The following is a 13,602-nucleotide window of genomic DNA, read 5'->3' as shown; positions in this document are numbered from 1 at the left end:
GAGAGTGAATTCTATAATCCATTCTCAATCATATGCCCCATGCGCGCTTTTTTGGTATTGAGGTAGGCTTCATTGTGGGGGTTAACACCCACCAACAGCGGTACGCGCGCTACCACTTCAATACCAATATCATTGAGATAGTCAATTTTGTTGGGGTTGTTGGTTATCAGCTTTACCTTGTCCACACCGACATGCTCAAGCATCGGCTTGCACATTTCATAGGTGCGAGCATCGGCAGGTAAATCGAGCAGCAAATTGGCATCAAGCGTATCATGTCCTTGGTCTTGCAATGCGTAAGCTCGGATTTTGTTGGTCAGTCCAATCCCGCGTCCTTCTTGGCGCAAATATAAAATCGCCCCGCAGCCGCCATCTTTAGCATAAGCTTGAATCATCTGCATGGTGGCATTGAGCTGGGGGCCACAGTCGCATTTAAGCGAACTAAAGGCATCCCCTGTCAAACATTCGCTATGAATGCGTACCAATGGGATTTTGGATTTATCGGCCATGGGTAAGCCTGCCGTCAGCATGACGTGTTCATGCTTGCGATTGCCAAACGCATCGCGTGCCGTGTCGTCCGTATCTTCAAACACATGAATATCAAATAGCCCATGCGCTGTTGGTAAGGTTGCTTGCGTGATAAATTGATACGACACCCACTACTCCAAAAAAATGACCCACTGACCCAAACAACTGAACCAAGTCGGTAAACCCAAAAATAAAAGTGCCCTTTACATGAAGGCATTGATTAAAATATCAAGAAGGATAGCGTCATTACGCATCTTATCAATAAGCCGCAAGCTAGGCTCGCATCCTATCTGAGGTAACTTTTTTGTCAAAATTTATCAAAAATTCAAGGCGCTAAGCTAAACTTTATAGAAGCTATAAGATACAATCTAAAATAGCGAGGTTTGATGTTTAATCAACAAAAAAATGCTATTATGCCACATTCATGCGCCACATTGGCAATTCAAAGCTGGTAATGCTAGCTTAGTCACCTCGATTTTCAAGCGCCCAACGCTTTGGCAGTCTGTCAACTTTGTGCCCGTATCTTGTGCCAATTTTGTGCCAACAATAAGGTGTTAATAGTCATTGTGCGTTTTACCATTTATTTTTTTCACCTGTGTCAACAGGGCTCATCGAGTGCCTGTAAGCAATGAAAAGTGTCAGCCAAGATATGTCAAAAACTAAAATAGCTAACCAAAAATACCCATTAAAAACCTTTGATACCATTCCTATGCTAAAGCCGCATACGCCGCTGCTCGATGGGGTGGACAGTCCTGATGACCTAAAAAAAATGAGTATCGCGCAATTACAGCAATTAGCCAATGAGCTGCGCGAGTTTTTGTTGTATACAACGGGCGTCAGTGGCGGGCATTTTGGTTCTAACCTTGGCGTCGTTGAGCTGACCATTGCACTACATTATGTCTTTAACTCACCCAAAGACCAAATTGTCTGGGACGTAGGGCACCAAGCCTATCCCCACAAAATTTTAACAGGTCGCCGTGACAAGCTCACCACCATTCGTAGCCAACATGGGCTGACTGCTTTCCCTGAGCGTCATGAGTCTGAGTATGATACTTTTGGCGTTGGGCATTCATCGACGGCGATTTCTGCAGGGCTAGGCATGTCGCTTGCTATGCGCTATTTAGGCAAACATGACAAAGTGGTTAGCATCGTCGGTGATGGTGCTATGACAGGCGGCATGGCGTTTGAAGCGATGAATGACGCGGTGCAGCAAAATGCCGATTTGATTGTGGTGCTCAACGATAATGACATGTCAATCTCACAGGCAACGGGCGGATTTTCTAAACATTTAGCCACCCTCTGGCAGCGTGGTTTGGCAGTCGATATCGATAAAAACGGTGATGCGATTTTTACCAAGCGCGTCATCTCCAGTGAAGACCGCCGTATTCGTCATTATTTGCACATGGCAAATGAAGCCTTAGATGATTGGACCTCGCGCCTGCCCAATAAAATTGTCGAAAAATTGGCAGAAAAAGGTATTCCTAAACCCTCTCAGTTAGAGACATTACCTGAGAAAATCGCCAATAAACTCATTGATGAAGTGTTCCCTGAAAACTTATTTAAAGCCATCGGTTTTCAGTATTTTGGACCGTTTGATGGGCATGATGTTGCCAAATTGACGCAGGTATTTGAACGGGTGAAGCAGTTACAAGGTGCGGTACTCGTTCATGTGCATACGGTCAAAGGTAAAGGCTTTTTACCGGCAGAATGCGACCCGATTACTTATCATGCCATTACCAAACTCAAAAAAATCAACCCAGCGCAAGAAAAATCTGTGCCAGTTGACAGCCAAAAGCCCGTAGCTACTCCCGCCAAAAAATACTCGCAAGTGTTTGGTGAGTTTATCTGCGATAAAGCCGCCACTGACAAACAACTGATGGCAATCACCCCTGCGATGGCTGAAGGCTCAGGCATGACCGAATTTGCCAAGCGCTTTTCAAGTCAATTCTTTGATGTGGCGATTGCCGAGCAACATGCAGTGACCCTAGCGGGTGGTATGGCAACCCAAGGCGTCAAGCCGATTGTCGCGATTTATTCCACATTTTTACAACGTGGCTATGACCAACTGATTCACGATGTGGCTTTGCAAAATCTCAACGTGATGTTCGCCATTGACCGTGCAGGCTTGGTCGGTGAAGACGGTGCGACTCATGCGGGGGTGTTTGATATCGCCTTTATGCGAACTGTGCCTAATATGGTGATTGCTTGTCCAAAAGATGAAAATGAGTGCTATAACTTACTTAATACCTGTTATAAGCATATGGGACCCTCTGCGGTGCGTTATCCACGCGGTAATGGCATTGGGGCAGAGATTGATAAAAACCAAGCGATGTACCCAATCGGTAAGGCAGAGCTAGAGCAGACTATTGATGCCACTGCAGCAGGTACGAGCAACGTGACGAAAAAAGTTGCAGTGCTTGCTTTTGGTACCATGGTAAAGACGGCGGTCACGGCGTGTCAAAACTTAGCCGAAACTTACCCAACAACGATGTTTTTTGTTTATAATATGCGGTTCGTTAAACCGTTAGACAGCGAATTACTGGATACTCTATTGGCGCAAAACTGCTCCATTGTTACCCTTGAAGAACACCAAATCATGGGCGGTGCCGGTAGTGCGATCAATGAATACCTCGTTGCCCAAGCAGCAAAAACAAGCCAAACCTTGCCAACGCTACTTAATATCGGTATCCCCGATAAATATATCGCGCATGGCAGCCCTGAGCAGCAATTAGCCGATTGTGGGCTAGATGTCGCGGGTGTGGTCAAACAGATGCAAACGATTTTGTCATAAATTTTAGATTTTTATCCTTCAACAAAAGGTCAATTATGGAACCGATGGTCGTCATGGCAGCCCGCGCTGCACAAAAAGTAGGTCAAGAGATTTTAAATGCACACAACAATCGCCACAAGCTAGATTTCACGATTGAAAGCAAAGGCTTAGATGGTTTGGTGACCGAAATCGACCGTTACAGCGAAGAATTATTGATCGCGATGCTCAAAGAAAGCTACCCAACCCACTCATTTTTGGGTGAAGAGTTTGGGCTACAAGAAGGCAAGGGCAATGATAAAGACTGGTGCTGGGTCATTGATCCATTAGATGGTACCCACAACTTTATTCATGGCTTACCGCATTTTTGTGTCTCAATCGGGGTGCAAAAAAATGGCGTCACCGAACATGGCATCATCTATGACCCAGTGCGTGATGAGATGTTCTCAGCCAGTCGTGGTAAAGGCGCGCGCCTCAACCAACGCCGTATCAGCGTCAGTGAGCATAAAACCATTGATGGCGGCTTTTTTACCACAGGTCATCCGCTTGAGCGTAACCGCGCGGAAGGTAAAGTATCGTATGCCAAAGAGCATTTTGAAAGCTTACAAAAAATCTGCGAACAAGGCGGTCAAGTGCGCCGTGTTGGTTCAGCCGCGTTAGATTTGGCATATGTAGCAGCGGGACGGTTTGATGGTTATTTTGAAATGTCTATCAAACCTTGGGATATCTGTGCCGGTGAATTGATTGTCACTGAAGCGCGCGGTACTGTGGTTGACCATACAGGCGCACACAATGCGATGCAAACAGGTTCTATCTTTGCGGCAAATATCAAACTGTTAAAACCATTGATGCAAACTGTGGTGCCAGTTTGGGGCAGTGCCGTAAAAGGCTGATGTTGTTGTGACACTAAAAACGCGCTAATCCATAGCGCGTTTTTTTTCATAATCAATTTGCAAAAAAATAGGCTAAGTTAAAGAGGTTAAGTTAAGCAGATAGAAAACAACGTTGGCATAATACCAAGGCTGGCATAATAAGAAATGACAATATAAAAACGGCAATCAATATTCACTGATTGCCGTCCTCGTTCTATATGCTGTTTTATGGAATCTTGTTTATAGCATCTTGCTAAAAATCACCTAAATGGCGTATGTTAGAAAGGCTATCTTTCAATATACTGTAATTTATTAGGTACGCCATCCCATTCTTTGGCATCGGGTAGTGGGTCGTGCATGGCTGAGATGTTTGGCCATTTTTCAGCGAGTTCTGCATTCAGTTCGATGTATATTTCTTGACCTTTTGGCACTTCATCTTCAGAAAAAATCGCATTGGCAGGGCATTCTGGCTCACACAGCGCACAGTCAATACACTCATCAGGATGGATGACCAAAAAATTCGGACCTTCATAGAAACAGTCCACAGGACAGACTTCAACGCAGTCAGTATATTTACAACGAACACAGTTATCAGTAACGACGAAAGTCATGGCGGTGGCTACCTTTTTTTAGTTGCACAAATGTTAAAAGCATAAAAAATACAATCGTATTATTTTAGCGCGTTACGCTTTTTTTAACAATTCCTTTAATGAATAAATAAATTCTAACGCCTGTTTCGGCGTCAGCTCGTCAGGGTTTAGGGCTGTTAGTTGCTGAGTAAGTTTATATTCATCAGTTTTCAACGTTTGATAGTCAGCCGCGGCACTTTGCAAATCTAGCCCCATTTGCTGCTCATCTTTTGGTGGATAGGGTAAAGGATTGTTTGGCAAGCTTTTTTGTTCACTTTGGTTATCTAAATAATATTGCGCTTGGGCTAATAAGGCTTGCGGCAAACCTGCCATTTTGGCGACATGCAATCCAAAACTGCGATGCGTTGCCCCGGGTGCGATTTTATGCAGTAGTAGTAACTGCCCGTTGATTTCTTGGGTGACAAGGTGCTGATTAAACATTTTGGGGTGGCGCTCAGCCAATTCAGTGAGCTCAAAATAATGGGTGGCAAATAGGGTCAAACAGCCGATTTGTTCTGCTAAATAATTCACGCACGCATGCGCAATTGCTAGACCATCTTGGGTACTGGTGCCACGACCGACTTCATCCATGAGTACCAATGAGTTGGCATTGGCTTGGTTCATGATATTGGCGGTTTCAATCATCTCGACCATAAAGGTTGATTTACCACTTGCCAAGTCATCTGCTGAGCCAATGCGGGTAAAAATCCGCTCAATACGACCGAGTGTCACCGACTGCGCAGGGACATACGCGCCACAACAAGCAAGTAGTACGATAAGCGCGGTTTGACGCATGTAGGTCGATTTACCGCCCATATTGGGGCCTGTGATGAGCATTAAGCGTTCAAGTTGGGTGGCTGTTCCCATGACACAGTCATTGGCGACAAATGGGTAAAGCGATGCCGTCTGATGGTGAGCTTGGCGCTGTTGACCTGCTTCAACCACGATATGGCGTCCGCCTTGGATATTGAGGCTTGCGCTATCATCAGTGGTATTAAACAACGGGCGGCACCAGTTTTTACTATGATGAGAACGATTCTGCAAACGCGTTAGGCTGACCCAGTTGGCGAGTACGTCCAAGTACCCAATCGCTTTGGCAAGGCGCTGCACCTCGCCAAGCTGAGACTTAAGCTGACCCAGCAGGTTTTCATAGATACGCTTCTCAAGGGTCAACGCTTGCCCTTGAGCTGATAAATAGGATTCTTCAATGGTTTTGAGCGCTGGCGTGATAAAGCGTTCGGCATTTTTGAGCGTTTGACGGCGAGTAAAATACTCAGGCGCGTTCTTGGCTTGTAGGGCGCTAAGTTCAAAATAAAATCCGCTCACTTTATTAAAGCCCACTTTAAGCATGGGCAGGTTGTTTTTTTGCCGCTCTTGCGCCGCCAATGCTTCCAAAGTTTGCTCGATATTGCCATGCAGATTTTGTAATTCATCAAGCTGTGGGTCATAGCCCTTTTTTATCATGCCGCCATCACGGATGTGGGCGGGTGGCTCATCGACAATCGCTTGCTCTAGTAAGGCATGGATATTGGCAAAGCTATCAGTTAAGGCTAAGTCAGGTAGTTGTTTGCTAAGCATGGCAAGCAAAGGCGTCTCAGCAGTTAGCGTCGTTATGGTGGCAAAATCAAAATGTTGCTGCAACTGCTTTGACAACGCTAACGCTTGTGCCAGACTTAGACGCAATTTGAGCAAATCGGTCGGTTTTGCTGAACCCAAGCCAATGCGTCCCCCAATCCGTTCGATATCGCTGATTTCGCTTAAGGTTTGTTTAAGCAATTCAAACGCTGCTATCGGTAATGCCATCAGTTGTTCAACCGCATCAAGCCTGCGGTTAATCAGGGTGACATTGCGTAGCGGTCGGCGCAAATGATGCACTAAAGCGCGTTTGCCCATCGGCGTTTGGCAATGATCAATCACCGATAACAGCGAAATACCCGATGCCAACACGGGTTTAAAAATTTCCAAATTTTGCTGACTGATGGTATCAAGCTGCAAAAAATCGCCGTTATGCTCGAGCTGCAGGCTGCGAATATGGCGTAAGTCAGCTTGCTGGGTCTGTTTGCCGTAATGCAGCACAACCGATGCCGATGAGATGGCAAGCGGTTTTTGCTCAATGCCAAATCCTGCCAGCGTGGTGACGCTTAGATGCTGGGTCAGATGTTCAAGCGCGTTATTGGGCAGAAAATAGCTGTGCGGCTGTGACAAAATCGGCGGCAGGGTAGCTGTTGGGCTATTTGCCCTCAAACAGTCCTGCAAAAAATGTTGCCACGCCTCAGACAGCTGCTCATCTATCAGCACTTCACTAGGATCAAAGCGGGTGAGCGCGTTAGCAAGCTCGCTTTGTAGCTGGGCATGACTGTCGCAGTTAAGCTCAGTGACGCGAATTTGCCCTTGTGCCAAATCCAGCTGTGCCAATCCCACCGACATTTGCTGTTTGGCAAAGCTAATCGCGACGACGGTTGGCGTCTGCCCTTGGGTGATGAGGTTATCATCAGTCAGCGTTCCTGCGGTTAAGGTACGGACGACTTTACGTTCCATAATCTTAGCGGCATTGGCTTTTGTTTTGCTGGTTTTTTTTGCTATGCTTTTGGCTGCAGTGTCTTTTGCTACAATGTTGTCTTCAAGATTGTGTTCTAGATTGTCTTCTGAGCCGTCTTCTGGCTTTTCTTCTTCGACTTGTTCACAGACCACCACGGTTTGCCCGGCATTAATCAGCCGAGCAATATAGCCGTCTGCCGAATGAAATGGCACACCTGCCATCGGGATGATATTGCCCTGTTTATCTTTGCCACGTCGGGTCAAGGTGATGCCCAAAATATCGGCAGCAAGCTTGGCATCATCGAAAAACAGCTCATAGAAATCGCCCATCCGGTACAGCACCAAGGCATGCGGATAATCCGCTTTTAGCGTAAGATATTGCTGCATCATGGGGGTGTGATGGTCAAGATTGTGAGGCATGGTCTGGGGCATAATAGTTAAACGTTATGAAATTAAGCAACAGGTGCGTTTGTCGCACCATGTTGGGTGTGTGAGGTTGGTTAAGGCTGGCATGCACGTTACTTGTAGCTTATTTCTTCAAGCCTATTTTTTCGAGCTTATTTACAAACTTATTTAAAAGCTTAAAGCGATGCGATTTTGGAGATCCAATGCTGTTTTTCAGCATCCCCTATAAAAGACGCCTTAAAGCTGTTGATGGCTAATTGTTTGATATCGTCATTTGATAGCGCTAGCGCTTGCTCAATGGCGACAAAGTTGTCATTCATATAGCCACCAAAATACGCTGGGTCATCTGAGTTCACCGTCACGCACACGCCTTGGTGCAGCATGGTTTTGATATTGTGCTCACCCATGTCTTGCACCACTTTTAGTTTAAGATTACTTAACGGACACACCGTCAACGGCATTTGCTCCGCTATCAAGCGTTGCATGAGTTTATCATCTTCTGCCGAGCGCACACCGTGATCGATACGATTGACCTTTAACAAATCCAATGCTTGCCAAACATACGCGGGATCGCCTTCTTCGCCCGCATGCGCAACCGTCAAAAACCCAAGCGCTCGCGCCTTGGCAAATACCCGTTCAAACTTGGCGGGTGGATTGCCCACTTCGCTAGAGTCAAGCCCCACGCCAATGATAGTATCCTTAAATGGCAAGGCCTGCTCAAGGGTGGCAAACGCGCTGTCTTCGCTCAAATGACGCAAAAAACACAAAATCCAATGCGAGGTGATACCCATTTTTGCTTTGGCATCTAAGCTGGCTTGATAAAGCCCTTGAAAACAGGTGGCAAAATCCACCCCCCGCTCAGTATGGGTCTGCGGGTCAAAGAAAATCTCCGTATGCACCACATTATCAGCCTGGCATTTTTCAAAATACGCCCACGCTAAATCATAAAAATCCTGCTGTTTGACTAAAACGTTTGCGCCGGCATAGTAAATATCCAAAAACGATTGTAAATTATGGAAATTGTAGGCATTTTTGACATCTTCAATGGTTTGGTAGGGTATATCAATTTGGTTGCGTTTAGCGATGGCAAACATCAGCTCCGGCTCAAACGTGCCTTCGATATGCACGTGTAGTTCGGCTTTGGGTAATTGATGAATCAGTTGTTGTGGCGTCAATGTGGCAGTCATAGCAAACTCGATAGCATAATGGCAAAGATGACGTTAAAATCTTCCAAGAAAATTTCAACAATGAAAATCTCGAAAATAAAGCTCAATTATGGGGATGGATTCATAAAGATAAAGGTAATAAAAATCAGGCTGCAAAAAAGGTGCAAACATCCAGTCGCTTTATCGTATCATTTTACAATGATTCCTATTTAATTGGTTATTGAACTTATTATTTAACAGGTCTCGTTCTAAAGCTTGATGGTATTGCGCGTAAATTAATGATTGGAAATTAATCGCCTAAGAGTTAACAGGCGCATGAGGCGAGCGGTTCAAACTTACAGGCTCTCATAACCTTGTATCTAAAAAAAGCAAACCCATATATAATAGCAAAATTTATTTTGAACACCTTTATTAACCGTCATCGTATTAAAAGTCATCGCACTTATTGATTTGAGCACTTTAGGAAAACCCTCGTATGTTAGGCAAAATGATAGGCAAGGTTATCGGCACCAAAAACGACCGTGAGCTTAAGCGAATGCGTAAGTTGGTCGACAAAATCAACGCCTTAGAACCCAAAATCCAGCCCCTCTCTGACGAAGCATTAAAACAGAAAACTGCGGAATTTAAAACCCAGTTTGAGCAGGGTACTAGCCTAGATACGATTTTACCTGAAGCCTTTGCGGTCTGTCGTGAAGCCTCAAGCCGTGTCCTTGGCATGCGTCACTACGATGTACAGCTCATCGGGGGTATCACCCTGCACGAAGGTAAAATCGCCGAGATGCGCACGGGTGAAGGTAAAACCTTGATGGCAACGCTTGCGATATATCTCAACGCGATTAGCGGTAAAGGCGTGCATGTGGTTACCGTCAATGATTACTTGGCAAGCCGCGATGCCGAACTAAACCGCCCGTTGTTTGACTTTTTGGGTTTGACTGTCGGCGTGATTTACTCACAGCAAGACCCGATGGAAAAATTTGAGGCCTATGCCGCAGATATTACCTATGGTACCAACAATGAATACGGCTTTGACTACCTGCGCGACAATATGGTGTTTCGCCTAGATGAGAAAAAACAGCGCGGACTCAACTATTGTATTATCGATGAGATTGACTCGATTTTGATTGATGAAGCGCGTACGCCGCTTATTATTTCGGGTCAAGCCGAAGACTCATCGGCTATGTACAGGCTGATTGACACCATCATCCCGCGCCTTAAACGCTCAGAAACCGAAGAAGGCAACCGCGAAAACCGTGAGCAGGATTTTTGGATTGATGAAAAAAATCGTCAAATCGAAATCAGCGAAAAAGGCTACGAGAAAATCGAAAAATTCTTGGTGGAAAAAGGCGAGCTTGGCGAAAACGAGAGTCTATATAGCCCAACGCGCTTGCCACTATTAGCCCACGTTCAAGCTGCGATTCGTGCGCACCATTTATTTGTTAAAAACATTCACTATATCGTGCATGAAGGCGAAGTCATCATTGTCGATGAAAACACAGGGCGTACCATGCCCGGTCGCCGCTGGTCGGAAGGTTTGCACCAAGCGGTTGAAGCCAAAGAACAGGTCGAAATCCAAGCCGAAAACCAAACGCTCGCCACCACGACATTCCAAAATTATTTCCGTCTGTATGACAAACTCTCAGGCATGACCGGTACAGCCGATACCGAAGCCGCGGAGTTTAAACAAACTTACGATCTAGATGTGGTGATTATCCCAACCCACAAACCGATTCAGCGTATTGACCTTGATGACCAAATTTTCCTAAGTAAAATGGGCAAGTATCAAGGCATCATCCGCGAAATCAAACGTATTCAAGAAAAACAAGCACCGATTTTGGTGGGGACGGCAACCATTGAAGCCAGTGAAGTGCTTTCAGAGTTATTGACGCAAGAAGGTATTCAACATAACGTCCTCAATGCCAAACAGCATGAGCGTGAAGCCGATATTATCGCGCAAGCAGGTAGCCCCAATGCGGTCACTATTGCCACCAACATGGCAGGTCGCGGTACCGATATTATCTTGGGGGGTAACTGGCAAGCCGAGCTCGCCAAAATCGACAACGTTACCCCTGAAATGAAAGAGCAAGCCCATGCCGAATGGCAAGTGCGAAACCAACAAGTGCTAGAGGCGGGTGGTTTACATATCATCGGTTCTGAGCGTCACGAATCGCGCCGTATTGATAACCAATTGCGCGGCCGTGCGGGTCGTCAAGGTGACCCGGGGGAGTCACGGTTTTTCTTGTCGCTTGAAGATGACTTGATGCGGATTTTCGCTGGCGATCGCGTGGTGAATATGATGCGCGCCATGGGGCTAAAAGAAGACGAAGCCATTGAGCACAAAATGGTATCACGCTCGATTGAAAACGCCCAAAGGAAAGTGGAAAACCGCGACTTTGATGCCCGTAAGAGTCTACTCAAATACGATGACGTTGCCAACGAACAACGTAAGGTTATCTATAAACAGCGCGATGAACTGCTTGCCGAAAGTAATCTACAAGCAGCTATCGAAGCGATGCACTACGATGTGTACAATGCCTTGATTGACCAGTTCGTGCCACCAGGCTCGATTGATGACCAATGGGACATTGATGGGCTTGAAGACGAGCTTGAAAATGAGTTTCGTATTTATATGCCAATCAATGACTGGCTAGATGCCGATCGTCGTTTGGATGAAGAAGGTTTACGCCAAAAAATCATTGAGGCTGCGCTACTCAACTACCGCGCTCGCCGTGAGCAAATGGGCGAGGAAAATGCCGCCCAGCTTGAGCGTCACTTTATGCTATCTAGCCTAGATAAGCATTGGAAAGAACATCTAAACCAAATGGATCAACTGCGTAAAGGTATCCATCTACGAGGCTATGCGCAAAAAAATCCTGAGCAAGAATATAAATCTGAGTCTTTCTCATTGTTCCAAAGTATGCTTGGTGCTATCAAGTCTGAAACCGTGCAAGATTTAGCGCGTGTTCATATCCCAACGCCAGAAGAAATCGCTGAGCTTGAGCGCCAGCAACGTGAACAAGCCGAGATGATGCGTCTGCATTTTGAGCACCAAGAAATGAATGGCGTGACCGGTGAGCTGAGTGACGATGAAGACATGATTGCGCGTAACAGCCAGCAACGCACGCGAGCCACGTATTCATTTGGTCTAAGTGGCTCAGCAGCAGCAACCGCGAGTCCAGAGATGGCAGAAAATGGTGACAATCCGTATGCCAACTTAGCGATTAGCCGAAATGCCCCTTGTCCATGTGGTTCGGGTTTAAAATACAAGCAATGCCATGGTAAAATTTAAGGTGATATCATTATCATCTTTGAATTAGCAAACTCGTTGATTGAGCAATTTTTACTATATAGGCTATCAATTACGTTGTCGGGTTGAGCGATTTATTGATAGTAGAGGAATACCCATGCAAAACACACTAGCAAAAATCACCATGCTGAGTTTAGTATCGGCGCTTACGTTGACAGCTTGTGATAAAAAGACTGACAGCACAGACAACGCCGCCGCAGCGTCAGCGGCAGAATCACAAGCCGTACCAATGTCCGCTGCGCCTGCCGATGAAAAAAATAGCGCCGCTGTGACCGAAGCCAATGCCACCGTAGATGCCGGTCCTGACGCTACCAACGCCAGTGGCGCGGCGACCACTGTAGATGCGATGCCAGCGAGTACCGAGGCAGACGCTGCAGATGACGGCGGCGCGGATAATTCAGCCATGGATAAGATTACGGAAAATGATACCGTCATTGACAATGCGCCTGCCTCGCCCAACGCACCAAAAGCCAGCGATGATGCAGCGCCTGCAGTCGGTAACCAAAAGGTTGGTCAATAACAACTGCACTCACAAAAAAAAGCTGATACCCATCAGCTTTTTTAACACTTCATCTAAACGTTGTTCAAACTAAATGCGGTTCAAATAATTATCAAAACGCACGATATCATTTGATAGGCTTAGGTTGGGCGATTGGTCCGCAAGAAAAGGCGCTGATTTAGGTCGTTTGACTACCACCATACCCTGTGGGGTTATTTGCGCCAACGCTGCCGACAATATTTGTTGGGCTTGCGCAATCGACGGCGGGGTCGTCACAGTATGCAACATCTGCATATGTTTATTAACCGCTGATTTGTAGCTATCAGCAGGAAACATCGGATCTAGATAGACACGGTCGACTTTTGGCAACTTAGCCAGCAACGCTATTGCATCGCCATGATAAATCGTTAATCGACTCATTAATTTTTGCCAGTTGCGCTGCTGCGCCATTTTTTGCTGTTCCAGTTGCAGTAGCAAAAACATGATTGGCTGCTGTTCAAGCAACGTCACACTGGCACCGGTACTTGCCAAGATTAGGCTATCATGCCCAAATCCTGCGGTTGCATCAATGACAGTCATGTTAGCTTGTAGCTGCATGGCTTTGAGTAGTAGTTCAGTTTTTTTGCCCGCTTTGACCACACGCTGTTGTAGGCTTTGCCAATTTGGGCTGACTTTCATGCCCGCTGCGATGACAAAAACATCGCCTATCTCATCAATCAGCACACTGCTATCATCGACGGATTTCAGCCATTTTTGAGTTACTTTGCTAGTAATCTTTTGTGGTTGTAAATTGACGGATAAAGGGGCGAGTATGGTTTCAACGTTTGCCAAACGCTGTTCGCTTGGCAAAGTGTCAACATAATACAGTTGGATTGATTGATGAGATAGCATAGGGAT

At 46.0% G+C, this 13,602-nt stretch carries 9 protein-coding genes; 4 read left to right on the top strand and 5 right to left on the bottom strand.

Annotation, left to right across the window (positions count from 1 at the left end):
- Positions 1–11: 11 nt before the first annotated feature.
- Positions 12–653, bottom strand: a complete 642-nt coding sequence (ribA, locus tag H9W84_RS08660) for a GTP cyclohydrolase II (RefSeq protein WP_239743060.1) — start codon at positions 651–653, stop codon at positions 12–14.
- A 521-nt stretch (positions 654–1,174) separates the two neighbouring features.
- Between ribA and H9W84_RS08655 the strand changes: the two genes are divergently transcribed.
- Together H9W84_RS08655 and H9W84_RS08650 are read left to right on the top strand one after the other, a co-directional pair.
- Positions 1,175–3,316: a 1-deoxy-D-xylulose-5-phosphate synthase gene (locus H9W84_RS08655; protein ID WP_239743058.1), complete on the top strand. Its 2,142-nt coding sequence runs from the start codon at positions 1,175–1,177 to the stop codon at positions 3,314–3,316.
- A 35-nt stretch (positions 3,317–3,351) separates the two neighbouring features.
- Positions 3,352–4,185 carry an inositol monophosphatase family protein gene (locus H9W84_RS08650; RefSeq protein ID WP_239743056.1) on the top strand — a complete coding sequence of 278 codons (834 nt, stop codon included), beginning with the start codon at positions 3,352–3,354 and terminating at the stop codon, positions 4,183–4,185.
- Between the two features lie 266 nt (positions 4,186–4,451).
- Here the strand turns inward: H9W84_RS08650 and fdxA are convergent, their stop codons facing one another.
- The 3 genes from fdxA to H9W84_RS08635 form a co-directional block, all read right to left on the bottom strand.
- The gene (gene fdxA / locus H9W84_RS08645; protein WP_007115596.1) at positions 4,452–4,775 is read right to left on the bottom strand and encodes a ferredoxin FdxA; all 324 of its coding nucleotides are present in this window, start codon (positions 4,773–4,775) and stop codon (positions 4,452–4,454) included.
- A 72-nt stretch (positions 4,776–4,847) separates the two neighbouring features.
- On the bottom strand, positions 4,848–7,763 hold the full coding sequence (mutS, locus tag H9W84_RS08640; RefSeq protein ID WP_239743054.1) for a DNA mismatch repair protein MutS: 2,916 nt from the start codon (positions 7,761–7,763) through the stop codon (positions 4,848–4,850).
- A 149-nt stretch (positions 7,764–7,912) separates the two neighbouring features.
- Positions 7,913–8,923: an adenosine deaminase gene (locus tag H9W84_RS08635; protein WP_420846656.1), complete on the bottom strand. Its 1,011-nt coding sequence runs from the start codon at positions 8,921–8,923 to the stop codon at positions 7,913–7,915.
- A gap of 454 nt (positions 8,924–9,377) precedes the next feature.
- On the opposite strand from H9W84_RS08635, the gene secA reads away from it, so the two are divergent.
- Positions 9,378–12,188, top strand: a complete 2,811-nt coding sequence (gene secA / locus H9W84_RS08630; RefSeq protein ID WP_239743052.1) for a preprotein translocase subunit SecA — start codon at positions 9,378–9,380, stop codon at positions 12,186–12,188.
- Positions 12,189–12,303: 115 nt separating this feature from the next.
- Positions 12,304–12,726, top strand: a complete 423-nt coding sequence (locus H9W84_RS08625) for a hypothetical protein (protein ID WP_239743049.1) — start codon at positions 12,304–12,306, stop codon at positions 12,724–12,726.
- Between the two features lie 69 nt (positions 12,727–12,795).
- On the opposite strand, the gene H9W84_RS08620 is transcribed toward H9W84_RS08625, so the two are convergent.
- Positions 12,796–13,596, bottom strand: coding sequence for a class I SAM-dependent methyltransferase (locus H9W84_RS08620; protein WP_239743047.1), 801 nt, complete (start codon positions 13,594–13,596; stop codon positions 12,796–12,798).
- Positions 13,597–13,602 lie beyond the last annotated feature (6 nt).

This window comes from Moraxella tetraodonis, from assembly GCF_022359095.1.
Classification (GTDB): Bacteria; Pseudomonadota; Gammaproteobacteria; order Pseudomonadales; family Moraxellaceae; genus Faucicola; species Faucicola tetraodonis.
This window is presented reverse-complemented; position numbering and strand designations above follow the sequence as displayed.

Excerpts from the sequence above, each read along its gene's own strand:
- H9W84_RS08655 (WP_239743058.1), top strand. The coding sequence starts at position 1,175 with ATGTCAAAAACTAAAATAGCTAACCAAAAATACCCATTAAAAACCTTT.
- H9W84_RS08650 (WP_239743056.1), top strand. The coding sequence starts at position 3,352 with ATGGAACCGATGGTCGTCATGGCAGCCCGCGCTGCACAAAAAGTAGGT.
- fdxA (WP_007115596.1), bottom strand. The coding sequence starts at position 4,775 with ATGACTTTCGTCGTTACTGATAACTGTGTTCGTTGTAAATATACTGAC.
- mutS (WP_239743054.1), bottom strand. The coding sequence starts at position 7,763 with ATGCCCCAGACCATGCCTCACAATCTTGACCATCACACCCCCATGATG.
- H9W84_RS08635 (WP_420846656.1), bottom strand. The coding sequence starts at position 8,923 with ATGACTGCCACATTGACGCCACAACAACTGATTCATCAATTACCCAAA.
- secA (WP_239743052.1), top strand. The coding sequence starts at position 9,378 with ATGTTAGGCAAAATGATAGGCAAGGTTATCGGCACCAAAAACGACCGT.
- H9W84_RS08625 (WP_239743049.1), top strand. The coding sequence starts at position 12,304 with ATGCAAAACACACTAGCAAAAATCACCATGCTGAGTTTAGTATCGGCG.
- H9W84_RS08620 (WP_239743047.1), bottom strand. The coding sequence starts at position 13,596 with ATGCTATCTCATCAATCAATCCAACTGTATTATGTTGACACTTTGCCA.